We start from the raw sequence: 22,234 nt of genomic DNA on the forward strand, positions 1-22,234 counted from the left end.
CCGCTGTAAACAGCAGGATCTCGCTTCAAAAACTTATATTTCAGTTTAACTTAAACGCCCAAAGCGCTTTCAGCATGATCGATGTTACTTTCTGCAGAGTCTTTAGAAGACTTAACGGCATTCATACCCTTCTCAGCCAGGTCACTCGTTTTTTCTTTGGAAAGATCATACACATCTTTAAACCATCCGGCTATGCCGTCCCGGGTTTCTTCACCTTTGTCTGGAGAAAATAAAAGACCTACTACAGCCCCCACGGCAACTCCCGCCAGCAATGCAGCTATTATTTTTGATTGATTATTCATAGACCATACATTAATTTATCGTTCCGAATTGTAAGTATAACAAAAAGAATGCTGAAGTGTTGAGGCCTTTTGAAAGATTGAGCCGATGTTTTTTTTAATATACTAGGAATCAATTATTTCAATATATAGCTAAGGAAGTACCGGCACTTTTGAAACGGCCAAAGGATGAATGCATGATTTTGAATTCATCTTTGGCCGTTCCTTAGAAGCAGGTTTTAGTTATTCCATGTTTTCTCTAACTCTACCGCTTTAGAGAACAAGATATTGTTTTCGAGATGAATATGCTGATGAAGATCGCTTTCAAACTCCTGCAACATTTTATACAATATGCGATAAGAGGTACATGCGTCGTCAGGTGCGGTAAAGTTGTTGGTAACGGTTCGGATTTCTGACATATCTTCTCCTGCATGTTCGTGTTCGGCTTCCATCATCTGGATCGGATTCGATACTTCGCCGAACGGTGCCTGAGGTAGGGCGGAATTCTCGCGCTTCGCTGCTACCAGTTGTTTAATGTAGGGGAAAAGGACTTTTTCCTCTTTAAGCAAGTGAGCGCTGAGATCTGCGGCTACTCCTGCAAAGGCATTGGCAGCGACAACTACCTCGGGGTGCGAATAGCCGTGAACACGGGCCACTTTAGCGGAAATCTCAGATAAGAATGGAAGAGTATCTTTGACGTACCTGTGGTGGGTAGACACGATATAGTCGCATAAGAAATCAAGCTCCCAGCTTTGATAGTTTTGAGAAGGACTCCCCTGATCGCCATCCATTGCAGCAAGTTGTTGTTTTACTTCGGAAATATCGATTCCCTTTCTGTTACACACTTCACTTACCGTTTTCTTTCCTCCACAACAAAAGTCTATTCCGAATTTCTTGAAGACCTGGGCCTTGCGGTAGTCACTTGCGACGATCTCTCCTATGGTAGCTTCAGCCTCTTCGGGTTTTGTACGTTCTATCTTAACCTGCCAGTTTTCCGGGCCGCTCGCCAGATATTCCCAGCTGAAAATATTTCCCCGCTCTGCAATCAATTGATAGTAAAGTGGCTTGGGATCGTGATCAATAGAGATGATAAAGCTGTCTCCTGCTTCGAGGGAGTCGAATTGTTCGAATATTATAGGATGTCTGAAACGAGGCTCAATTTCAGTAACGTTAAGAGTGGTTATAGTTTCCATACTGTTCATAATTCAATAGAAGACAAATGTATCTCTTAATAACCCGCTAACAAATGACCTTCATCATAATTGTTAAATTGGCAGGGATAATTTTGATTACCGTCCTAGCTGCTTGAGTCCCTCTTCGGTAATTTTCTCGTAAGTCCATTGCGGCTCCCACACAAGCTCTACATGGACTTCCGAACCTGGAAAGTCTGTTTCAATACGGTTCTGTACCGATTTAAGAATCGCTTCTCCCATCGGACAATGAGATGAAGATAAGGTCATTTGGATTTTTATGCTATCGCTTTGTGGATTCGCGTCGATATGATATATCAACCCCATATCGATAACGTTTATCTGCAATTCAGGATCAAGCACGGTCCTAAGAGACTCGATGATTTGAAGTTCCTTAAATGAGGATTGGTTGGTAATGTTAAATTCTTTCATAGTTGGATAGTGGTTTTGTGAGTAAGAAGAATGATTACGTTCCCAAGGTAGGAGAACGCTGCAATGACTATACTGACAGCTCCGACGATTATCAATACGTTGTTTGAAAGCAGGAATCCTGCGAAAAAAAACGCGCAGAAGGAAATGTATGCGAAGTACTGAACTTTTAACAACCAGGTGTGATAAAGGTCTGCCGGCATCGGGATTCTGGCTTTGCCACTAAGGTGTTCATATTTCTTCACCCAGATGATAAATGGAAGTGTTTTAAAAGTTTGTCCCATGATGAGCGCGGTAATCCAGCCCATAAAGATCAGCATACCGTAGAGGCTGGATAGCTTGACCGCCCAGGCACTTTGTTGAACCGAAAGCTGGACAATGAGAGGAAGTAGTAAGACCGACAATGAAAGGAATACAATGGAAAGGACGGTTTTTGTGATAGGTATGTCAAGCTTTTTTTTGAGTCTTGACTGGAAACACTTTCGTATATAAAGTAAATATAAGGTCAGTCCGCATAACATCATTGCCACGACCAGATGTGTTTTCAAATTCAGTCCATGAATATATCCATCGACCATAAACAGCAGAAGCGAGATGTTGATCAGGTAAAAACTCCAGGAAAGGAGCTTAGAGGGTTGACTCCGGGATACCAGAAACATCGGTATGAGCTTGGCGCTTACGCCAATGATCAGCATCAGAAACCACCCGGCAATACCCATATGTGCATGAAGTCGGAGAAAATGAAGGTGGTCCTTGGGCAGAAAAGCATATTTAAAATTGAATACCATTAAGGTGCCCAGGACAGCGGTGGCTGCGAGCCATATACAGGAAGTCAGGATAAAGTCTTTGTGAGCGGAAGCAATCGTGCTTTTGGCTGCTGTCTTGAAGACAATCACACAAAAGAGAATGACGGACGAGGTAAGAAGTACTCCTGCAGCCTGCATGTGAATACCGGGGTCGAATACCCAAAAGGAATAAACAAGACAAAACAGACCGGGCAAGAACAAACTCAATACGACCCAAGGTAACCTGTTGCTATACAGATCGCATTCGAGCAACACAGGCAGCAGCTGGTAGCAAGCTCCGAAGATGATCAAAGTACCCCATCCGAGGGCAGCGAGATGCGTGATGGCCAGAGTGCCTGGCGCAAAATAGTGGCTGGGAAAGTTTCCGCTCAGAACCAGCAGTAGCAAGGCGAGCATGGCAAAACATATCCCGGAAATCAGGTAATGCGTTACGATGAGACGGTACATACCCGGCGTATTCTTTGGCAGAGGATTCATGGCTTGTAGATAATCAAGTTCATTTTCCCGTCTTCCGTAGGCTGTGTACTATGTTCATAACCTCTCTCCTGAAGATGTGGGAGCAAATAAACGGGCAGCTTTTTATGGTAAACAAATAGCGCTTCGTCATCCGGCATTTGCTGGAGGTTTTCTAGGATCATGATCATGGGTTGAGGCATCTCGAGGTTGCGGACGTCGATGGTACGCAACCGATCTTTATATTTTAACGCCAGGCTTTCGAAATCTGCTCCCCTTGGTTTAGTCTGCGTATCAGAGGGCGTCGCCTGCGATTTGGCGGCGTTCGGATCTTTCCAGAAGTAGGTAATAAAGCTTCCTTCCTCCTGCTGGACTGAATGAGCATAGCCTTTCCCGCTTAGCATGTGAATGAGAGGAATGGGTTCGAAGGGAGCGATAAGCTTAAGCGTATGTTCATCGCTAAGTGAGTGGATGGTTTGCAGGATAAGTTTAATAGGGTCCTCTTTCTGCGCTAAGATGGGACGCACGTCCAGCTCCCGATGAAATAGTCTGCCTGCAGAGGTGGCCTGTGGTCGGATTTGAACGGTATCTGTCGCCTGATCCTGAACAACAAAGCCTATGTGTTTCATTGCGTCCAGAAAGGCGGCGATCTCACAGCCTGCCATATTACAGGCAGATTCGATGTTCACCATTCTAGCAAGGGTATTTCGGAGGAGCGGATTCTTAAGTCGGGCAAAATTGGGATTAAGTTCCACCAGTTGCCGGATCACGGCATCTTTATCTACTTTTAACAGTTCGGCGATAGGCGTCTTTCGGGTGATTACCATGTCTGTTGGTTTTATATCCCAAATTTAGCAAATAAAAGACACTAAGATCTTTTATAGAATAAGGTGTGACGAGGATCATATTCGCTGAAAAGGACAGAAAACAAAAAAGGCCGCCCCAGGGGCAGCCTCAAATGTATTTATAAGCTGAACTATGCTTCTTTGTTTTTAATTTCAGTTACTTCATTGCGAATTTCCTGAGCCAATGTCTTGATCTCCTGCAATGCTTTGCGAACACGTGTTCCAGCAGCACCGCTACCTTTAGTGTAAAATTTGTCAGCGTCAACTTCCATAGAAGCAACAAGCTCTTTCAATTTTGTGAATTTTTCCATAATAATATTCTTTTGCAGCAAATATATATTTTTCAAGGAAAAAAGAACTGAAAAAGGATTTTTATTAAACTTATTTTATGCCCTTGAACGCTTCTAAACCGCTTTTTAGATATTCGAGATAACTGTCGATATTATAATCAGCTCCAATCGGGTCTACCAAGATTTTCTCTTCAGGACTAAGCAGTACATAGAACGGCTGTGAGTTGGCGTTAAAACGGGTCGTCTGGAAATCGCTCCATTTGTTACCAACAGTCTTTATTTTTTTACCTCTCGAAGAAGTAAAACGCTCGTTTTCTGGCAAGGCTGTTTTATCATCAACATATAACTGTATAAGTACATAATCGTTTTGGATCGTTTCAAGCACCCGTTTGTCGGGCCATACAGAACTCTCCATTTTGCGACAATTAACGCAGGCATGGCCGGTAAAATCGATAAGCACGGGCTTATCTACCTTCCGGGCGTAGGCAAGCCCCTCTTCGTAATCGAAGAATGCAGTAAGCCCCAGAGGTGCCTCAAAAAGATCTGTATATTTTTTTGGTTCTCCCCGATCAGATGGCGCGCCGGCGTTATGTTCAGCCCTTAGCGATGATGTGTACATATCGAAGTCTTGCGTATGCTGAGGTGGCAGAAATGCGGATATAGAGCTCAACGGAGCCCCCCATAGGCCCGGCACCATGTAGACGGTGAAAGACAGCACAATAATCGCCAGAAACAGTCGCGGCACCGAAAGAAACTTTAGGGGAGAATCGTGGGAAAAGGTGAGTTTACCGAGCAGATACAGACCCATTAAACCAAATATCACTATCCATAGACTCAGGAACACCTCTCTGTCCAACCATCCCCAATGATAAGCGAGATCAACATTAGAAAGAAATTTCAGAGCAAGTGCAAGCTCCAGAAATCCTAGAACAACCTTGACGCTGTTTAGCCAACCACCAGACTTAGGCAGCGACTGCATCAGTGAGGGGAACATCGCAAATAGGGCAAAAGGTATGGCGAGGGCTAAAGAGAAGCCAAACATACCTACCGCGGGACCCAATAGAGCGCCCATCGTAGCCGCTTCTACCAACAAATAACCAATAATAGGGCCAGTGCAGGAAAAAGATACCAGGGCCAGTGTGGCCGCCATAAAGAATATGCCCACAAAACCTTTATTGTCTGATTTTGCGTCTGCCTTGTTCACCCATGAAGAAGGAAGCGTCAATTCAAAAGCACCTAAGAATGAGGCTGCAAAAGCAACCAGCATCAAGAAAAACAAGAAGTTAAAAACACCGTTAGTAGAGAGTCTATTGAGTGCGTCTGCACCAAAGATAACGGTTACAATGAGACCGAGTATGACATATATGACGATGATAGAAAAGCCGTAAACTAAAGCCTTACTTACTGCTCCAGACTTACTTGCTGCACTCTTAGTGAAATAGCTGACCGTTAGCGGAAGCATCGGGAAGATACATGGCATGATCAAGGCTGCGATCCCACCGAGAAAGCCGGCGAGAAAGATGGCCCATAGTGAACGGTTATTATCCTGCCGGGTGACAGATGCCCCATCAACTACAGGTGCTGCTCCGGAAGATGCGGAAGACCCGGAATCGAGAGATTCGCCCACCTGCTCGGCATTAGATACTATCGGACTGTCTACAACAGCACCCTGTTCGATATCAGTAAATTCGATGTCACTAAAGTCTATGGCTTTGGCGCTATCCTGTGCCTGAACCCGGACAGAAAAGAGGACTACAAGAAATAAAAAAAGAACACTTAATTGTCTTAATCTCATCATTAGAAGGGAAATACTATTTTACCGGAATACTGAAGCTGACTTCATCTGGAGGAAGACACTTTTCATCATTACAGGCCATGAACTCTAATGTTCCCTTTACTACCGGTTGTCCGGCCTTGATCTTAATTCTCTGCTGGAAAACAACAGAATTATCGAAGTAGCTTACGTTCATTTTGAAAGCTTTCTCATACTTAGCTACCGGCTTGGGCTCAATAGTCTTACCAACAAGTGAATAAGCCTTTGATGGGGCGAAGGAGAAGGATGTAGCAACGGGGCCCCCGTCTGCAACGTTCTGTGAATAAATATGCCAACCCTTATCCAGCGTCGCTTTGATTAACACAACTGCTTCAGTGCTACTGATACGTTTTGACGCATAAGACCATTTTACCGGTTCCAGAACCTGTGCCTGAGTAACTCCTGCTATAAGCACTGTGAGGAGAACGAGAATATATTTTTTCATAATTTTTATTCGGAATTTGTAAAGATTCAAATATCCTGCTTTTACGCTTGTTATTAAAGTAATAAAGGAATATTATAGCTTTTATTACGCTTGGCTAACAAAATGAAGCCATGTTCAGAACGAAACTAGTTATTTTTTATATTCGTAGGTGTAACATCGTTATGAATAATCTCCCGGAGGATGATTTAAGTGTGAAGCAATCTATTGTAAACATGTTAGTCTGTATGGATATCGATCAGTTAAGAGAAGGCAATATCATCGTTGTCTACCCCAGAGAAAACCAGGAAGGCATTTTATCTATAAGAGAAATGCATCAGAAGAGCGTTATTTGCGATATGCTGAGTCCGAGGGCCGGATATCAATTCAGGATTCTATTGAATGAAATCAACCCGATCAGATTGTCGAATGATTGGTTGGTGAAGGCGTCGTTCAGACAGGATCCGGATGAGATGGATAGATGGCTGGGGCCGGACGATTTGCTACCCTTTCGCTTTTTGGGTCGGTCTGGAATACTGGGACACGTTGATGAACGCAAAGTAGAATACCTGCATCAGCTGCAGAACACCTATTTTGAATTAACAGGTAAAAAGCTACATGTGTCTATAAACTAAAATCTTATGACGGAAACTTTGATCACAGAAACTAAGCGCACTGTGAGTATTGAATATTGCCCCAAGTGTGGCTGGCTGTTAAGGTCGGCTTACATGTCCCAAGAGTTGCTGACGACATTTTCAACCGATTTGGAGGGAGTTCTGTTAAAACCCTCTGAAACGAGCGGAACCTTTTCCGTACGTCTGGACGACGAGGTAATCTTCGACCGAAAGAGAGAAGGTCGCTTTCCTGAGATCAAAGAGTTGAAGCAGCTGATTCGCGACCGCGTTAACCCAGGTAAAAGCCTCGGACATTCTGACCGTTAGGTTCAGACAATATAAATTTCTTTAAACAAAATCGGCTGGAAAGTCTTGTTATTTATATCATTATAAAAACAAGCACCTATGACACAACTTACAGGAAACACCGTTAAAGAACAGCTTGACGAGATCGAATATATCAAAAAGGCCCGCGAGCTGTCGTCCAAGATTGCGGACATCAAGATTGCGATGCTGACAACGATAGAACCAGATGGCGGTATAGATAGCAGGCCCATGTACACCTTTAAAGTTGAGGACGATGGCCTGATCTGGATGTTCGCGAGAAAGAGTTCGAGGAAAACTACAGAGATTGAGCTGAACCCTAAGGTTGTACTCAATTACAGCGACCCTGCGAACGATTTATATGTCACCGTTAAAGGTACGGCGAGCATTACCAGCGATCCTCTGAAAATCGATGAGCTGTGGAATGACCGCTATAAAACCTGGTTCCCATATGGAAAAGAAGATCCGGAATTATGTCTTTTAAGGGTGCAGCCAGAAAAGGCTGAGTACTGGGATACACCCGACCTCCTCCTTGCACAGATCGTTTCGCTGGTGAAGAACACCATCCAGGGCAAGGCGAATGAAGAAGGTGAACACAAGGAAATAGACTTTTAAATCAGCTTAAATATACATAAGTGATGCCGTCGCCGCCCCGATCGGCATGCTCATCTTCCATCCGCGATACCTGGGAATATTTACTCAGGTATCCGCGGATCAATTTCCTGAGGATACCATCGCCTTTTCCGTGAATAATTTTAAGACTTGACATGCCCATCATCAGTGCCCTGTCGAGGTATTTCTCAATTTCCTGTACCGCGTCTTCTCCCCTCATTCCCCGTATGTCAATCTCCGGACTAAAAGACGCGTAAGTATCTGTTAATTGGGAGGAGTAAGACTTTCGTATTTCCTTTGGCACCTCTTTCTTCGTTATACGTTCAACCCTTTTTCTCTTGACAACTGAACGAAGTTCCCCAATGGCAAGGATAACATTATCTTTCGTCACGTCGATAACCTGCCCTACAGTTTCGGAATCCGTTAGCTTAACCCAGTCACCGTGTTTCAGCTCTTCGTCGGCTTTTGAAACCTGCTTAGGAGCTTCTTTGGCGATCTGGTGTTTTTTCAGCTCCTGCTGAAGATTCTGGCGAAGCTTCGCCGTACCTTCCTTTTCAGCTTTGGTTTCCTTAATTTCAGATATCGTATTCTCTATTAGCTTATTGGCATTCAGGATGATATTTTGAGCCTCTTTCTTAGCTTCTTTCAAAATGGCTTTCTTATTCTCATCAAGATACTCTTTCAGCTGTTCATTTTCACGAAGCAGTACATCGACGCGACGTTGCTGCTTGTCAAGCACAACCTTCTTTTCAAGCAGTTCTTTCTTATCCCGTTCAAGATCTACCAATAGGGTGTCAACTTTCTTCTGATGGGTTCCGATTTTATTTTTAGCGGCGTTAAGTACCTGCTCGGGCAGACCGATCTTTTGAGCAATTTCAAAAGCATAAGAACTACCAGGCTTGCCCATCTCTAGGATATACATGGGTTGCATCTCCAGGTTATTGAACATCATGGAGGCGTTCTCCAGTCCCTCTGTTGCATTGGCGAACAGCTTGAGGTTCGAATAGTGAGTGGTAACAACGCCGCGGATTTTCTTCCTGTTGAGGGCATCAAGAACCGCCTCAGCGATAGGTCCGCCAAATTGAGGATCTGTCCCTGTACCAAACTCATCAATGAGCACAAGCGTTTTACCGCCGGCATTTTCGACGAAATATTTCATCTTGGATAGATGGGCACTGTAGGTACTCAGGTCGCTTTCTATTGACTGATCATCACCGATATCTGCAAATACCTGCTTAAAAACACCGAAGACGGAATGTTCGTCAACAGGCACAAGCAGACCTGCCTGTACCATGATTTGTAGCAATCCTACAGTCTTCATACAGACCGACTTCCCTCCGGCATTAGGTCCTGACACGACGACGACTCTTTGCTTTTCATCTATGTTGATGTTGAGAGGCACGACGGTTTGTTTCTCCTTACGAAGCGCAAGCAACAGTAAGGGGTGCCGGGCATTGACGAGGCTGAGCTCTGCTTTATTGACAAGCACGGGCATCTCCGATTCGGTTTCGATAGCGAACAGTGCCTTGGCTCTGACGAAATCGAGCTTTGTAAGCAGACCGTGATAGGCCATGAACAAAGGAACATAAGGTCGTAGGTCATTGCTAAGCGCAACCAGGATACGAATAATCTCCCTTCGCTTATCAAACTCGAGATCCCTGACCTTGTTATTTAACTGGAATACCTCTTCAGGCTCCAGATAAACAGTTTGTCCGGATGCAGACTCATCATGAACGAAGCCTTTTACTTTTCTTTTGTTTTCCGCCAGAAGGGGAATACAAAGTCGGCCATCCCGAATGGTGAGGGATCCGTCGGCTGTATATCCGCTGTTTTGCGCTGTTTTGAAAATATGGTCGATCTTTTTCCTTGCCTCCTGTTCAGCCCGAGCGATACCTGCCACTATTTCCTGCAGCTCCCGGGAAGCATTTGCCCTGATCTTTCCTTTTTCATCGATTACAGATTCAATGCTCTTCAAAATCTTTTTCTCGATCGGCAAATGCTCGAAAAGGGCTTCTAAAGTAGGGTACCTGCTCTCCCTCTCATTGAAATAGCTAATAACGGAGAAAACGGTTTGCAGCGACAGCAAAACCTGATGGAGCTCTGCTTCAGTGAGGAATGCACCCTCCACGCGGATCTTCTCGGCCAGCGACTTGATATCGAACAAGTGGCGAATAGGCAGTGGGGAGTCGTTCTCGAGTATCTCCTTAAACTCCCGCGTCTGCCGAAGGAACTTATAGATGTTATCATAATTCGACATCATCTGAATTTTATCGACCATTTGACGACCCATATCACTCAGACAAAGCGATTGTATATGTATTTTTACGTCTGTAAACCCTAGTTTATCAGCAGCATTATTGGGGTAGATCATTTTTTAACTCTCGTTTTCATCAATGAGTCCCGTCTCAGGGAATCCTGTTTCTTCCAATTTTCTCTCTCCAGCAGTCCCTGAAACGTCCATTTCTTCATCGGAATAACCTTAAACGTATCGATCTTAATATATTGTTTATTCAGTGAATCATTTCGCAAAGAGTCGTTCTTCAACTTCAGTTTTTGTGCTATAAGTTGCTGTTCCCTATTGTACTTATCCTGCTGTTCCTGCTGTTTTTTCTCTTCCATCAAACGCTGTTCCTTTTCGAGATTCTCCAGGTTTTTGATGATCGTTTCGTACATGGTTTTCAATTCCGCAGGATTTCGGGAATAATATTCCAGACTCTTCCGGATACCGGCAGAATCAGTATCATGTTTCTTATATATGGCGCCATATAAAGTCGCAATCTTATTTCTGTTGCTGTCTGCGTAAAGTGAGCTTGCATAGCCATCTGCCAGGTGCACACTGGTGAGCACATCGATCATCTCCTCTTTGCCCATTATGCCCTCAGGACGATCACCAGATTTACAGGCGCTAAGAAAAATGATTATAAAAAACAGTAACAATAAACGCTTCATTTAGTAATTTAGCCAGATTAGGGGTTAAAAATACACATAAATGAGCATTGCAGCCAACTTGACGAAATTAAAGAATGAAGTGAGCTCTTCGGCGGTGAAGCTGATCGCGGTTTCAAAGACCAAGCCGGTAGCCGATATCCTGGAGGCTTACGAGGCTGGACAGCGAATTTTCGGGGAGAATCAAGTGCAGGAACTGGTAGAAAAGCACGAGCAGCTTCCGCATGATATTGAATGGCACTTGCTCGGGCACCTGCAAACGAATAAAGTAAAATATATCGCTCCCTTCATCAGCCTGATCCATTCTGTGGATAGCTTGAAGCTTCTCAAGGAAATTGACAAGCAGGGGGAAAAGAACAAGCGGATTATTGACTGCCTGATTCAAATTTACATTGCGGATGAGGAAACGAAGTTTGGACTTGGTTTCGATGAAGCAATTGAGCTTCTGCGGTCTGAAGAGTTTTCGGCTATGAAACATGTGCGTATTGTAGGTGTTATGGGGATAGCTACCAATACAGACCAGGAAAAGCAGATAAGAGACGAATTCAATGAACTGAAGGTACTGTTTGACGGACTAAAGGCGTCGTTTTTCCGTAAAACGGATTCTTTTAAAGAGATATCCATGGGAATGTCGTCAGATTACAAGATTGCTATAGAGCAGGGAAGCACCATGATTCGTGTGGGGAGCTCTATCTTCGGTAAGCGTGTTATTCCGCATTGGAAAAACAAGGATAGCTCCGATGCGACCACTCCCCTTTCTGATAGTTCCGACGCAACATCAAACTAAATGGATATAGCTATTCGCCGTGCCCGCAGGGATGATTGCGGGCATCTACTTGAAATGGTTAAAGGGCTTGCTCTGTATGAAAAGGCTCCGCAGGAAGTAACCGTAACGTTAGAAGAGTTTACTGATTCAGGCTTTGGGACAGATCCGGTATGGACTGCCTTCGTTGCTGAGGTAGATGGCCGCCTGGAAGGCTTCGCCTTGTACTATGTGCGCTTCTCGACCTGGAAAGGCTGCAGGATGTATCTGGAAGATTTTTATGTAAATGAAAGTCTGAGAGGAAATGGAGTCGGCACTTTGCTGTTTGAGCGCATCTTGCAGGAGGCCAGGGAGAAGAAATTTAATGGCATAAGCTGGCAGGTACTCGACTGGAATGAGCCTGCTATCAACTTTTATAAAAAATACAATGCGCGTTTTGAAGGCGAATGGATCAATGTTTCGTTAAGCAGTGATCAGCTTTCCGAATGCCTCGTTACACCACCGCTACATGATTGAAGTATATAAATTTGGAGGAGCATCATCCAAAGATGCAGAAGGCATCAAAAACATAGCCTATATATTGTCATTAAAACCCGAGCTCCAGCTACTTATTGTGGTCTCAGCTATCGGAAAGACTACGAACGCATTGGAAGAGCTCCTGAACGCCTATGTCGACCGGAAGGATAATACCATAGATATTCTGGACGCGATCAAAGTGTACCACGAAAAGATTATTGATGACTTATTTGATGACAAAGCTCATCCTGTCTATGACGATGTCGCTAATGCTTTCGTGGAGATCGAGTGGATTCTGGAAGAGGAACCGTATGACAGTTACGATTACCTGTACGATCAGATCGTATCTGTTGGTGAACTGGTATCTTCCAAAATTGTGAGTCACTATCTGAACAGCTCCGGAATGGCAAATCAATGGACCGATGCACGCAGTTATATTCAGACTGACAATACCTACCGCCGAGGAAAGGTAGACTGGGAGAAAACCTCTGACAGGATAAAAGAACAGCTCATCCCAGTGCTGCGGAACCAATATATTGTAACGCAGGGCTTCATTGGTGGAACTTCAGAAAATTTCACTACCACGCTTGGTCGGGAAGGTTCTGACTATTCGGCAGCCATATTTGCTACAGGTCTGGGTGCTCGGGCAGTTACGATATGGAAAGATGTCCCCGGAGTTCTCAATGCGGATCCAAAGCTATTCACTAACACGAAAAAGTATGAGGAGCTTTCTTACCGCGAGGCCATTGAAATGACCTATTACGGGGCAACGGTCATTCATCCCAAAACAATCAAGCCGCTCCAGAATAAAGATATTCCGCTGTACGTAAAACCTTTTAATGCCCCTGAGGAAAGTGGTACTCGCATTACGAATACTGATCTTAAAATCACAGAGCCTGCGGTCATCATTAAGAATAATCAGATCCTTATTTCGCTTACAACAAAGGATCTATCGTTCATCACAGAAGAGCACATCAGTATGATATACAGAAGCTTTGCTGATTTTGCGATTAAAATGAACGTAGTGCAGGTTTCGGCAACCAGCTTATCAGGATGTATTGATAGTGATCAACGTACGTTTACCCGACTGATTGCTTTACTTGAGGAGAAGTTTATTGTAAAATACAACGGGGATCTCCAGCTTGTAACGATGAGGCATTATGAGAGGGATCTTTTACATGAATTCACTCAGGGCAGAACGATTATGCTCGAACAAAGCAGCCGCGTAACTGCCCAGGTGGTTTTAAAATAAGTATGAAATGAATGCTGCCCTCCTTAGTCCTGCCGTTCAGAAATATATTGCAGACAATCTCCATGCTGACGTTCACAAAGTCATGCTGGGTAAGAGCCCGTTCGATGGAATAAGCGCACGGGAACTAGCCGAGCAGATTGACAGCAAGAGGCGGTCGGAGAAAAAGCTACCTACCTGGTTTGTAAACGAAGGGATTTATTACCCCCCAAAACTTTCGATAGAGCAAACTTCATCAGAAACGACAGCTGCTTATAAAGCCAGATTACTGAAAGGTTCACATGCTATCGATCTAACAGGTGGATTTGGTGTTGACAGCTATTATTTTTCTCAAGCCACTGATCACCTGATTCATGTAGAACGAAATAAAGACTTGTCGGAGATAGCAAAACACAATCTCCAGGTTTTAGGCAGAACTAACATCTCTTTCCTAACCGAGGATTCCCTATCCTTCCTTGAACGATATCCCGGGCGATTTGATACCATTTATGTCGACCCTTCCAGGCGAGTTGAAAACAAGAAGGTTTTTCTGCTTGAAGACACAGAACCGAACGTTGTAAGCAGTCTGCCTCTTTTTTTCAACATGGCGGACAGGGTTGTAGTGAAGACATCCCCTATGTTGGACATACAGGCCGGTTTGAAGGCTTTTGGAGGCACGACAGAAGAATTGCACGTTATGAGTGTAAAAAACGATTGCAAGGAATTACTTTGGGTCTTGTCTGCAGGAAACACTCAGGAGCCAAGGATCATTTGCTCTGTGCTGGGCGGAGAGCAAATGATCGAATTTGTATTTACACTATCTGATGAACGCAGCGAAGTCATTAGCAAATATACCACCCCTATGAGTTATTTGTATGAACCTGATGTCGCTGTCTTGAAGGCGGGTGCCTTCAAGACGATTGCTGCGCGGTTCGACTTGCTCAAGTTAGATGTCAATACCCATCTGTATACTTCCGGAACTCTTAAAGAGGCTTTCCCCGGGAAAATCTTCAAAATTATTTCCTCGGATTCTTATAGTGAGTTTTCCCGCCAAAAGATCTCAGGCAACTTTAATATAGTGAGCCGGAATTTTCCATTATCGCCCGACCAGCTTAAAAAAAAACATAAGCTTAGTGACGGCGGAAGCGACTTCCTAATATTCACGAGGTCAAATAATCAACTGGTGACCGTCAGAGCTGAACGGACTTTTTAATAACAAAAAAAGCCCCATGGCTGGGGCTTACTAATTAGTATAAAAGGATACAATAAAAAATTAAGCTTTCTTTACGTCAACTGCTTGTAGGCCTTTTTTACCTTCCGCAACTTCATATTCGACCGAATCATTTTCTCCAAGAGCATTCACTCCGCCTTCAACATCCTTGAAGTGAACAAAAACTTCTTTACCGTCGTCCCCTACGATAAAACCATAACCTTTTTCGGCATTAAACCATTTAACTTTTCCAGTTTTCATAATAATAAGATTTGTTTAGGTACTGATAATGTGCAACTACTGAAAAAGAAATATTCATTAATTTATCAAGATGTATGGCACAAAACTCTTAACCAAATGTATAAATTTAGAGTAAGATATGCAATTCTATCAAGTAGTCAAAAGCTATTCGCTGTCAGGCTGTGGAGTGAACCTCAGATATGGCTTTACTATACGATGGCCTTTCGGAAATTTCTCAGGAATATCTTCTGTCTTAATGGAGTTAGCAACGACAACATCTTCTCCCTGCTGCCAGTCAGCCGGCGTAGCGACGCTATGTTTAGCAGTAAGTTGCAGCGAGTCAATTACTCGAAGAATCTCTTGAAAGTTCCTACCGGTAGACGCAGGATAAGAAATGATCAACTTTACCTTTTTATCAGGGGCGATCACGAATAATGATCTGACCGTCAGCGTATCAGACGCATTCGGATGAATCATACCATACGCGTTTGAGATCTCTTTACTCTCATCGGCTATCAAAGGGAAATTTACTTCCACTCCCTGAGTCTCATTTATATCCTGAATCCAGCCTTCATGTTTTCCTACCGGATCAACGCTCAAAGCTATAACCTTAACATTACGCTTGGCGAACTCATCACTTAAGGAAGCTGTTTTCCCTAATTCTGTTGTACACACAGGAGTGTAGTCTGCTGGATGCGAAAATAAAACAACCCAACTATCTCCTACGTAATCATAGAAGTTAATTTCGCCTTGTGATGTTTGGGCAGTAAAATTTGGTGCTGTGTCTCCTAGTCTTAAGCTCATAGTAATTGATATTAGCGTTTCGTTTTAAGTCTACTAATTTAATAGATTTCAAACAAGAAAAAGAAAATTAGTGTCTGTTTAACATCATGTTTTCTCCTGACGGCCCGTCTCAGAATCCCAAGTTCGTTTGCTTGTTCAGAAGCATTGGCCTGGCTAGCTTCGTACCCAGAACCTCATTCCAGCGCCTGACTGTATAGTCAGCCAATATCGGTGTATCCTTTTCATCGTGTTGGTGCAAAAAGAAATAAGCAGACTGAAGCCCCTGCTCTTTCCACGATCTGATGCGCTCGATCCAGTCATCTACCCTGCTAAAATCGCTTTCGTGCAGACCGTTACCGACAAAGCGAATGAAGGCATGCGGCGTTGGTAGCTCCATGTGCAGGCAATCGCGACGACCGCTGGCATCTGTTATTACCGCACCAACGTGGTTCTGTCTCAATATCTGAAACAAAGCAGATCTTGCTTCCGGGTCAGCAAACCATGCCTGATGCCGCACCTCAAGAAAGAGATTGAAGTCCTTTGGTAAAGACTCCAAATAATCAGACAAAACCGACAAGTTCGCCGGTCCGAAATTATCACCAAGCTGAAGAAAGCATGGGCCTAAATATGGACCAAACTCCATAATACTTTCCAGGTACTGCGAGGTGGTATCCTCAGCGTTTTTTAACCTTTTTATATGACTGATGGTTCGAGTAATTTTTGGACAGAATTTAAAATCCAGCCTCTCTGCTTCCGCTTTTTGTCTCCAGGTTACTATTTGCTGTTTTTCAGGCATTTTATAGAATACCGCATTAAGCTCAATAGCATTAAAATGCTTAACATATTCGTCCAGAAATATGCTCTCTTTGGTTTTGGGCGGATAAATTAACCCCTTCCATTCCTTTCTACCCCATTTAGCGCAGCCGACGTAAGACAGCAGTTCATTGACACGCGTTTGCTCTTTAAGCACATCACCCGTTAATATACCATCCTTAGGTAAGCTAAAATCAATAGTCGGCAATTCTTGTTCAGGTACTTTACCAAAATCCATATTATATAAAACGAGAAAAGGGAGCCATTGTGTGACTCCCTTTCCAATTTGTAATAAAAACAATATTATTTCACAGCATCAATTATAGCTTTGAATGCAGCTGGCTCGTTCATTGCAAGATCAGCTAGAACTTTACGGTTCAAACCGATTTCTTTCGCTGACAATTTACCGATCAACTGAGAATACGAAATTCCGTGTTGACGTGCACCTGCATTGATACGCTGAATCCAAAGAGCTCTAAACTCTCTTTTCTTGGTCTTACGGTCACGGTATGCATACTGTAAACCTTTTTCTACTGTGTTTTTAGCAACAGTATAGACCTTGCTGCGTGATCCGTAATAGCCTTTGGCTAAATTTAAGATCTTTTTTCTTCTTCTTCTTGACGCTACTGCGTTTACCGAACGTGGCATGTTGTTTGATTTTTGACAGCGGTGTTGCTAATGCAATCTTAGGTACCGGGTGTCTGGTTACTTAATTAAATTACTTTCCGATGCAAAGCATTCTTTTCACGTTTCCTAAGTCAGCTTCAGAAACTAAGCTTGTCTGACTCAAGTTACGCTTACGCTTAGTAGACATCTTGGTTAAGATGTGGCTCATAAACGCATTCTTCCTTGCAATTTTACCTGTTCCAGTAAGCTTGAAGCGCTTTTTAGCACTGGAATTGGTTTTCATTTTTGGCATAACTCTATTTATTAATTGTTTTATTTTTTTGCTTTCGGGCCAACGATTAAAAACATACGTTTTCCCTCTAGTTTTGGTAATTGCTCTACTTTACCCACTTCTTCTAAAGCCTGAGCAAATCTAAGCAACAGAATTTCCCCCTGCTCTTTATAAACGATAGCTCTACCTTTGAAGTGAACATAAGCACGAACCTTCTCTCCCGCTTCCAGGAAGCCAATGGCATGTTTCAACTTGAACTGAAAGTCATGCTCGTTGGTGTTCGGCCCAAAACGAATTTCTTTAATAACCGTCTGCTTTGCGTTGGCCTTTATCTCCTTAAGCTTTTTCTTCTGCTCATAGATAAATTTATTGTAGTCTATTACTCTACAAACGGGAGGATCAGCATTAGGAGATATTTCGACTAGATCCAGCTCTTGCTCTTCAGCAATTTTTCTGGCTTCAGCCAAAGACATGATACCCTGTTCAACATTGTCACCAACAAGACGTACTTGTTGAGCTCTGATATACTCATTAATGTTGTGCTCAGCCTCTTTTTTCTTAAACGGAGGTCTCGGTCCGCGTGGACCCTTATTAAAACCTGGTCTTCCTAATGCCAAATGTTATTCTTTATTTAAACTGTTACTTCTGTAATTAATTGTTTTTCAAATGCTTCTGCCGTCATGCTTCCTAAATCGCCTTCACCATGCTTACGAACAGAGACCAAATTCTCGTTCATTTCCTTCTCACCGATTATTAACATGTACGGAATCTTTTTGATTTCCGCATCCCTGATTTTTCTACCGATTTTCTCGTCGCGTAAGTCAATCAAGCCGCGAATATCGGAATTATTAAGAGATTCTAAAACTTTTTTTGCGTAATCTTCATATTTTTCCGATATGGGAAGCACGATAAACTGGTCTGGTGTCAACCAAAGCGGGAAATTGCCTGCGCAATGTTCGATAAGCACCGCAACAAACCTCTCCAGCGATCCAAATGGCGCTCTGTGAATCATTACAGGACGGTGTTTAAGGTTATCGCTTCCTGTATATTCCAGTTCAAAACGCTCAGGTAAATTGTAGTCAACCTGTATAGTGCCGAGCTGCCACCTGCGACCAAGAGCATCCTTGACCATGAAGTCCAGCTTCGGTCCGTAAAACGCAGCCTCGCCTAATTCAACCACCGTAGGCAAACCTTTCTCTTCTGCAGCTTCAATGATAGCAGCCTCTGCAAGAGCCCAGTTTTCGTCTGAACCGATGTACTTCGTTTTGTTCTCCGGATCGCGAAGAGATACCTGTGCGGTATAATCATTGAATCCTAAAGCATTGAACACATAAAGGACCAGATCGATCACTTTCTTAAACTCTTCTTTTACCTGATCGGGGCGACAGAATAAGTGTGCATCATCTTGAGTGAAGCCTCTTACCCTGGTAAGACCGTGGAGCTCTCCGCTTTGCTCGTAACGATAAACCGTACCGAACTCTGCAAATCGAACCGGTAGATCTTTATAGGAGCGCGGTTTAAATTTATATAGCTCACAATGATGCGGGCAATTCATCGGCTTCAGGAAGAACTCCTCTCCCTCCTGTGGCGTCTTGATTGGCTGAAACGAGTCGGCTCCATATTTCTCGTAATGCCCGGATGTTACGTACAGATTCTTATGACCGATATGCGGAGTTATAACCTGCTCATAACCGGACTTCATCTGAGCTCTTTGCAAGAATTGCACCAACTTCTCACGTAATGCAGCTCCTTTGGGCAACCACATAGGAAGACCCATTCCTACCTTCTCTGAAAAAGTAAATAACTCCAGTTCCTTACCCAGCTTTCTGTGATCGCGTTTCTTTGCTTCCTCTATCATTTTCAGATAGTCTGTCAACTCGCTTTGCTTTGGATACGTTACTCCATAGATACGCGTAAGCTGCTTGCGATTTTCATCCCCACGCCAGTAAGCACCTGCTACATTCATCAGTTTCACCGCTTTTATAAACCCGGTGTTGGGAATATGGGGCCCGCGGCATAGGTCTGTAAAGTCGCCCTGTGTATATAATGTAATAGAGCCGTCGGGAAGATCCTTGATCAGATCAAGTTTGTACTCATCTCCTTTTTCAGTAAAATAAGCTATAGCATCTGCTTTGCTGATGGGCTTGCGTTCAAAAGTTGATTTCTTCTTTGCAAGTTCGAGTATCTTGTTCTCGATTTCCTTAAAATTATCGGAAGAGAATTCCCGATCTCCGAAGTCTACGTCGTAGTAAAATCCGGTTTCAATAGCCGGACCGATACCAAATTTGGTACCCGGATAAAGTGCCTCTAGCGCTTCTGCCATCAAGTGTGCAGAAGAGTGCCAAAACGTTGACTTACCTTCTTTGTCGTTCCAGGTGATCAGCCGTAAATGGGCATCTGCGTCAATGGGACGTGAAGTGTCCCAGATCTGACCGTCCACTTCTGCGGCGAGGACATTCCGGGCAAGGCCTTCTGAGATGGACAAAGCAATCTGATAGGGAGTTATTCCAGCTTCGTATTCACGAATGGAACCATCGGGGAGTGTAATGTTAATCATCTACAACTATGATTTTATATTCTTATATGAAAATTGTAAGATCACGTACAGAGGTGATCCAAATGAATTGCAAAGGTAAAGTTTTAGAAATAAAACTCCGGAGTATTATACATTTCCCCAGCCATGTGCCAGCACATCTGCAAGGTGCATGGATTTAATCGGGAGCTGATGCTTGTCAATATAACCTTGCATATGCAGCAGACAGGATGCATCCGTGGAAATAATATACTCTGCACCTACCGCCAGAGCGTTATCTATCTTCTGTTGCGCCATAGCGCTGGAGATACCCTCAAATTTAACCGCAAAGGTTCCGCCGAATCCGCAGCAGGTGTCATTATCTTTCAAGTCCAGTAGCTCAAGGCCATGAACCTTCGATAATAAAGCTCTAGGCTCATCTTTGATCTTACATTCTCTCAGACCGGCACAAGAATCGTGATAGACAGCACGCCCGTCAAGCTCAGCCCCAAAGTAATCTTTCTGAAGTATGTTAATCAGAAAATCAGATAGTTCATGAATATTTGACTGTATGGATCTGCATTTATTATGTACAGCGGTGTTTGTGAACAGATCGCTGTAGTAATTTTTAACCATACCTGTACAGGATGCAGAAGGAGAAACGATGTAATTATTTTCCGAGAAATCGTTTAAAAACTTACCGCCAACAGCCTTTGCTTCGTCCCAGAAACCGGCATTGAAAGCTGGTTGTCCGCAACATGTTTGCTCGGGATTATATGAAACTTTACAACCGGCTTTTTCGAGAATCTTCACTGTGTTAAAAGCAGTGTCCGGATACAGTTGATCCATGAAGCATGGAATGAATAGTTCTACAGTCATAGTCAGTGCATAAAGGTAATTTGTATTGAGGAAAAGCCAAATTTAATTTTCAGAGATTGACGAAATTTTTGTCTTTTCCTTAGTTCTGAACAGAAATACAAGAATTACCAACCCAATAAAGAAAAACAGACTAAGCGTGAGAGCAGAATTACGAATATTCGACCTTTCTTCGATAAAGGCGAATGAGGCTAGTCCGAGTACAATGGCAAGTTTCTCTGTCACATCGTAAAAACTAAAAAACGATGCAGTGTCTGGTGTATTTTCCGGAAGAAACTTAGAATAAGTGGAGCGTGATAAACTTTGAATCCCCCCCATTACTAATCCTACCACAACGGCAAGTAGGTAAAACTGTTGTGCGGTAGCTATAAAGTACGCAGATATACAAATCGCAATCCAGACAGAAACAACCAAAATCAAAACCATGATGTTTCCAATCTTCCGTCCCAATGCCGACATAAGATAGGCGCCGCCAATAGCGACTACCTGAATGACCAGGATGATCATGATCAGATTTTCCGTCCCGAGATGAAGTTCCTTCTCTCCGAAACTGGCGGCCACCAGCATGATCGTTTGAACTCCGACCGAATAGAAAAAGAAAGCCAGAAGAAAACGTTTCAGTACGTTCATGCCTCTAACCTGCCTAAAAACATGAAGTAACTCCTGATAGCCGTTTTTACGAACATGGGTCGTTTTTGCGACACTGTTTTTGGGGAGCTTGGAAAACGGTATCTGAGCGAATAATATCCACCAGAAGCCTACCAGTAAAAAGGAAAATCTGGGAGGAAAGGATAAGTCTGTGATGCCAAACCAATCAGGCTTCAATACAAATACAAAACAGATTATTTGCAACAAGACGCTCCCAACATAGCCATAAGCGAAGCCTTGGGCACTTACTTTATCCTGCTGGTCAACGCTGGCGATTTCAGGCAGATAGGAATTGCTGAACATGACGCCTCCAATATAGCCCATCGCAGCAATCGCAGAACAAATGATCCCCAGCTCAAGGGTCTCCAACTTGAAGAAGAAAAGTAACATACATGCCAAACTACCCATGTAGGTAAAAAACTTCATATACGTTTTCTTATTCCCATGATAATCAGCGCTAGACGAAAGAAAAGGGAGCAGCAGCGCCATTATGAGATAGGCAACTGATAACGAATAGTTTGAAAGAGCCGTGTTAACAAACGTAAATCCAAAAAAACTAACCTTATCCCCATGCTCCTCGGTGGTAGTGATTATCGTATAATAAGCTGGAAATATAGTGGATGTTATGACCAGATTATAGGCTGAATTCGACCAATCAAACATCGCCCAGGAGCGGATCGTCTTCTTATCATTCTTTATTGTCTGCATTTGAGCCGAAAATAGATA

26 protein-coding genes are annotated in these 22,234 nt (G+C 43.4%); 7 read left to right on the forward strand and 19 right to left on the reverse strand.

The window, feature by feature from the left end:
- Window positions 1-50 precede the first annotated feature (50 nt).
- The 8 genes from B0I27_RS07760 to B0I27_RS07795 all read right to left on the reverse strand — a co-directional run bounded on the left by B0I27_RS07760 (window position 51) and on the right by B0I27_RS07795 (window position 6,549).
- Window positions 51-302 (reverse strand): YtxH domain-containing protein, encoded by a 252-nt coding sequence (locus tag B0I27_RS07760; protein ID WP_106292669.1) that lies wholly within the window; start codon window positions 300-302, stop codon window positions 51-53.
- Window positions 303-517: 215 nt separating this feature from the next.
- Window positions 518-1,471, reverse strand: a complete 954-nt coding sequence (ric, locus tag B0I27_RS07765) for an iron-sulfur cluster repair di-iron protein (protein WP_106292952.1) — start codon at window positions 1,469-1,471, stop codon at window positions 518-520.
- Window positions 1,472-1,567: 96 nt separating this feature from the next.
- Window positions 1,568-1,900, reverse strand: coding sequence for a metal-sulfur cluster assembly factor (locus B0I27_RS07770; RefSeq protein WP_106292670.1), 333 nt, complete (start codon window positions 1,898-1,900; stop codon window positions 1,568-1,570).
- On the reverse strand, window positions 1,897-3,180 hold the full coding sequence (locus B0I27_RS07775; RefSeq protein ID WP_106292671.1) for a hypothetical protein: 1,284 nt from the start codon (window positions 3,178-3,180) through the stop codon (window positions 1,897-1,899). Before B0I27_RS07775 ends, B0I27_RS07770 begins: the two co-directional genes overlap by 4 nt.
- On the reverse strand, window positions 3,177-3,983 hold the full coding sequence (locus B0I27_RS07780; protein WP_106292672.1) for a DUF2249 domain-containing protein: 807 nt from the start codon (window positions 3,981-3,983) through the stop codon (window positions 3,177-3,179). The genes B0I27_RS07775 and B0I27_RS07780 overlap by 4 nt, the downstream gene beginning before the upstream one ends.
- 149 nt (window positions 3,984-4,132) lie before the next feature.
- The gene (locus B0I27_RS07785) at window positions 4,133-4,312 is read right to left on the reverse strand and encodes a histone H1 (protein WP_106292673.1); all 180 of its coding nucleotides are present in this window, start codon (window positions 4,310-4,312) and stop codon (window positions 4,133-4,135) included.
- A gap of 70 nt (window positions 4,313-4,382) precedes the next feature.
- The gene (locus B0I27_RS07790; RefSeq protein WP_106292674.1) at window positions 4,383-6,086 is read right to left on the reverse strand and encodes a protein-disulfide reductase DsbD family protein; all 1,704 of its coding nucleotides are present in this window, start codon (window positions 6,084-6,086) and stop codon (window positions 4,383-4,385) included.
- Window positions 6,087-6,102: 16 nt separating this feature from the next.
- Window positions 6,103-6,549 (reverse strand): protein-disulfide reductase DsbD domain-containing protein, encoded by a 447-nt coding sequence (locus B0I27_RS07795; RefSeq protein WP_106292675.1) that lies wholly within the window; start codon window positions 6,547-6,549, stop codon window positions 6,103-6,105.
- A gap of 161 nt (window positions 6,550-6,710) precedes the next feature.
- Here B0I27_RS07795 and B0I27_RS07800 point away from each other — a divergent pair, with 161 nt between their 5' ends.
- The 3 genes from B0I27_RS07800 (at window position 6,711) to B0I27_RS07810 (ending at window position 8,078) form a co-directional block, all read left to right on the forward strand.
- Entirely contained in the window at window positions 6,711-7,160 is a 450-nt protein-coding gene (locus B0I27_RS07800) for a hypothetical protein (protein WP_106292676.1), read from the forward strand.
- Window positions 7,161-7,166: 6 nt separating this feature from the next.
- A complete protein-coding gene (locus B0I27_RS07805) occupies window positions 7,167-7,466 on the forward strand; it encodes an Rdx family protein (protein WP_106292677.1) in 300 nt (99 codons plus the stop codon).
- A 78-nt stretch (window positions 7,467-7,544) separates the two neighbouring features.
- On the forward strand, window positions 7,545-8,078 hold the full coding sequence (locus B0I27_RS07810; protein ID WP_106292678.1) for a pyridoxamine 5'-phosphate oxidase family protein: 534 nt from the start codon (window positions 7,545-7,547) through the stop codon (window positions 8,076-8,078).
- Window position 8,079: 1 nt separating this feature from the next.
- Here the strand turns inward: B0I27_RS07810 and B0I27_RS07815 are convergent, their stop codons facing one another.
- Together B0I27_RS07815 and B0I27_RS07820 are read right to left on the reverse strand one after the other, a co-directional pair.
- Complete coding sequence (locus tag B0I27_RS07815; protein ID WP_106292679.1) at window positions 8,080-10,446, reverse strand: endonuclease MutS2; 2,367 nt, start codon at window positions 10,444-10,446, stop codon at window positions 8,080-8,082.
- Window positions 10,443-11,024 carry a DUF4296 domain-containing protein gene (locus B0I27_RS07820; protein ID WP_106292680.1) on the reverse strand — a complete coding sequence of 194 codons (582 nt, stop codon included), beginning with the start codon at window positions 11,022-11,024 and terminating at the stop codon, window positions 10,443-10,445. Before B0I27_RS07820 ends, B0I27_RS07815 begins: the two co-directional genes overlap by 4 nt.
- Window positions 11,025-11,064: 40 nt before the next feature.
- Between B0I27_RS07820 and B0I27_RS07825 the strand changes: the two genes are divergently transcribed.
- Genes B0I27_RS07825 through B0I27_RS07840 form a run of 4 tightly spaced genes read left to right on the forward strand, consistent with a single transcriptional unit; the run spans window position 11,065 to window position 14,741 of the window.
- Window positions 11,065-11,808 (forward strand): YggS family pyridoxal phosphate-dependent enzyme, encoded by a 744-nt coding sequence (locus B0I27_RS07825; protein WP_106292681.1) that lies wholly within the window; start codon window positions 11,065-11,067, stop codon window positions 11,806-11,808.
- Window positions 11,809-12,300, forward strand: coding sequence for a GNAT family N-acetyltransferase (locus B0I27_RS07830; RefSeq protein ID WP_106292682.1), 492 nt, complete (start codon window positions 11,809-11,811; stop codon window positions 12,298-12,300).
- Window positions 12,293-13,552 carry an aspartate kinase gene (locus B0I27_RS07835; protein WP_106292683.1) on the forward strand — a complete coding sequence of 420 codons (1,260 nt, stop codon included), beginning with the start codon at window positions 12,293-12,295 and terminating at the stop codon, window positions 13,550-13,552. Before B0I27_RS07830 ends, B0I27_RS07835 begins: the two co-directional genes overlap by 8 nt.
- 7 nt (window positions 13,553-13,559) lie before the next feature.
- Window positions 13,560-14,741, forward strand: a complete 1,182-nt coding sequence (locus tag B0I27_RS07840; RefSeq protein ID WP_106292684.1) for a THUMP-like domain-containing protein — start codon at window positions 13,560-13,562, stop codon at window positions 14,739-14,741.
- Window positions 14,742-14,801: 60 nt separating this feature from the next.
- Here B0I27_RS07840 and B0I27_RS07845 read toward each other — a convergent pair whose 3' ends face one another.
- The 9 genes from B0I27_RS07845 to B0I27_RS07885 all read right to left on the reverse strand — a co-directional run bounded on the left by B0I27_RS07845 (window position 14,802) and on the right by B0I27_RS07885 (window position 22,216).
- A complete protein-coding gene (locus tag B0I27_RS07845) occupies window positions 14,802-14,999 on the reverse strand; it encodes a cold-shock protein (RefSeq protein WP_106292685.1) in 198 nt (65 codons plus the stop codon).
- A 144-nt stretch (window positions 15,000-15,143) separates the two neighbouring features.
- Window positions 15,144-15,782, reverse strand: a complete 639-nt coding sequence (locus B0I27_RS07850; protein WP_106292686.1) for a peroxiredoxin — start codon at window positions 15,780-15,782, stop codon at window positions 15,144-15,146.
- A gap of 109 nt (window positions 15,783-15,891) precedes the next feature.
- Window positions 15,892-16,812, reverse strand: coding sequence for a DUF72 domain-containing protein (locus B0I27_RS07855; RefSeq protein WP_106292687.1), 921 nt, complete (start codon window positions 16,810-16,812; stop codon window positions 15,892-15,894).
- Between the two features lie 65 nt (window positions 16,813-16,877).
- The gene (rplT, locus tag B0I27_RS07860) at window positions 16,878-17,222 is read right to left on the reverse strand and encodes a 50S ribosomal protein L20 (protein WP_106292688.1); all 345 of its coding nucleotides are present in this window, start codon (window positions 17,220-17,222) and stop codon (window positions 16,878-16,880) included.
- Window positions 17,223-17,292: 70 nt separating this feature from the next.
- Entirely contained in the window at window positions 17,293-17,493 is a 201-nt protein-coding gene (rpmI, locus tag B0I27_RS07865) for a 50S ribosomal protein L35 (RefSeq protein WP_106292689.1), read from the reverse strand.
- Between the two features lie 20 nt (window positions 17,494-17,513).
- Window positions 17,514-18,089: a translation initiation factor IF-3 gene (gene infC, locus B0I27_RS07870; RefSeq protein WP_106292690.1), complete on the reverse strand. Its 576-nt coding sequence runs from the start codon at window positions 18,087-18,089 to the stop codon at window positions 17,514-17,516.
- 14 nt (window positions 18,090-18,103) lie between these two features.
- A complete protein-coding gene (gene thrS / locus B0I27_RS07875; protein WP_106292691.1) occupies window positions 18,104-20,029 on the reverse strand; it encodes a threonine--tRNA ligase in 1,926 nt (641 codons plus the stop codon).
- A gap of 105 nt (window positions 20,030-20,134) precedes the next feature.
- Window positions 20,135-20,863 carry a (Fe-S)-binding protein gene (locus B0I27_RS07880; protein ID WP_106292692.1) on the reverse strand — a complete coding sequence of 243 codons (729 nt, stop codon included), beginning with the start codon at window positions 20,861-20,863 and terminating at the stop codon, window positions 20,135-20,137.
- A gap of 42 nt (window positions 20,864-20,905) precedes the next feature.
- On the reverse strand, window positions 20,906-22,216 hold the full coding sequence (locus tag B0I27_RS07885; protein ID WP_106292693.1) for an MFS transporter: 1,311 nt from the start codon (window positions 22,214-22,216) through the stop codon (window positions 20,906-20,908).
- Between the last annotated feature and the right edge of the window lie 18 nt (window positions 22,217-22,234).

Origin of the sequence: Arcticibacter pallidicorallinus, assembly GCF_003002875.1 — a bacterium.
GTDB lineage: Bacteria > Bacteroidota > Bacteroidia > Sphingobacteriales > Sphingobacteriaceae > Arcticibacter > Arcticibacter pallidicorallinus.

Bases quoted from the DNA above. Each gene is read 5' to 3' on its own strand.
- B0I27_RS07880 (WP_106292692.1), bottom strand. From the start codon at position 20,863: ATGACTGTAGAACTATTCATTCCATGCTTCATGGATCAACTGTATCCG.
- ric (WP_106292952.1), bottom strand. From the start codon at position 1,471: ATGGAAACTATAACCACTCTTAACGTTACTGAAATTGAGCCTCGTTTC.
- B0I27_RS07770 (WP_106292670.1), bottom strand. From the start codon at position 1,900: ATGAAAGAATTTAACATTACCAACCAATCCTCATTTAAGGAACTTCAA.
- B0I27_RS07840 (WP_106292684.1), top strand. From the start codon at position 13,560: ATGAATGCTGCCCTCCTTAGTCCTGCCGTTCAGAAATATATTGCAGAC.
- B0I27_RS07775 (WP_106292671.1), bottom strand. From the start codon at position 3,180: ATGAATCCTCTGCCAAAGAATACGCCGGGTATGTACCGTCTCATCGTA.
- B0I27_RS07795 (WP_106292675.1), bottom strand. From the start codon at position 6,549: ATGAAAAAATATATTCTCGTTCTCCTCACAGTGCTTATAGCAGGAGTT.
- B0I27_RS07885 (WP_106292693.1), bottom strand. From the start codon at position 22,216: ATGCAGACAATAAAGAATGATAAGAAGACGATCCGCTCCTGGGCGATG.
- B0I27_RS07785 (WP_106292673.1), bottom strand. From the start codon at position 4,312: ATGGAAAAATTCACAAAATTGAAAGAGCTTGTTGCTTCTATGGAAGTT.
- rpmI (WP_106292689.1), bottom strand. From the start codon at position 17,493: ATGCCAAAAATGAAAACCAATTCCAGTGCTAAAAAGCGCTTCAAGCTT.
- B0I27_RS07760 (WP_106292669.1), bottom strand. From the start codon at position 302: ATGAATAATCAATCAAAAATAATAGCTGCATTGCTGGCGGGAGTTGCC.
- B0I27_RS07855 (WP_106292687.1), bottom strand. From the start codon at position 16,812: ATGGATTTTGGTAAAGTACCTGAACAAGAATTGCCGACTATTGATTTT.
- B0I27_RS07830 (WP_106292682.1), top strand. From the start codon at position 11,809: ATGGATATAGCTATTCGCCGTGCCCGCAGGGATGATTGCGGGCATCTA.
- B0I27_RS07780 (WP_106292672.1), bottom strand. From the start codon at position 3,983: ATGGTAATCACCCGAAAGACGCCTATCGCCGAACTGTTAAAAGTAGAT.
- B0I27_RS07845 (WP_106292685.1), bottom strand. From the start codon at position 14,999: ATGAAAACTGGAAAAGTTAAATGGTTTAATGCCGAAAAAGGTTATGGT.
- B0I27_RS07825 (WP_106292681.1), top strand. From the start codon at position 11,065: ATGAGCATTGCAGCCAACTTGACGAAATTAAAGAATGAAGTGAGCTCT.
- B0I27_RS07805 (WP_106292677.1), top strand. From the start codon at position 7,167: ATGACGGAAACTTTGATCACAGAAACTAAGCGCACTGTGAGTATTGAA.
- thrS (WP_106292691.1), bottom strand. From the start codon at position 20,029: ATGATTAACATTACACTCCCCGATGGTTCCATTCGTGAATACGAAGCT.
- B0I27_RS07820 (WP_106292680.1), bottom strand. From the start codon at position 11,024: ATGAAGCGTTTATTGTTACTGTTTTTTATAATCATTTTTCTTAGCGCC.
- B0I27_RS07835 (WP_106292683.1), top strand. From the start codon at position 12,293: ATGATTGAAGTATATAAATTTGGAGGAGCATCATCCAAAGATGCAGAA.
- rplT (WP_106292688.1), bottom strand. From the start codon at position 17,222: ATGCCACGTTCGGTAAACGCAGTAGCGTCAAGAAGAAGAAGAAAAAAG.
- B0I27_RS07815 (WP_106292679.1), bottom strand. From the start codon at position 10,446: ATGATCTACCCCAATAATGCTGCTGATAAACTAGGGTTTACAGACGTA.
- B0I27_RS07800 (WP_106292676.1), top strand. From the start codon at position 6,711: ATGAATAATCTCCCGGAGGATGATTTAAGTGTGAAGCAATCTATTGTA.
- B0I27_RS07850 (WP_106292686.1), bottom strand. From the start codon at position 15,782: ATGAGCTTAAGACTAGGAGACACAGCACCAAATTTTACTGCCCAAACA.
- B0I27_RS07810 (WP_106292678.1), top strand. From the start codon at position 7,545: ATGACACAACTTACAGGAAACACCGTTAAAGAACAGCTTGACGAGATC.
- B0I27_RS07790 (WP_106292674.1), bottom strand. From the start codon at position 6,086: ATGAGATTAAGACAATTAAGTGTTCTTTTTTTATTTCTTGTAGTCCTC.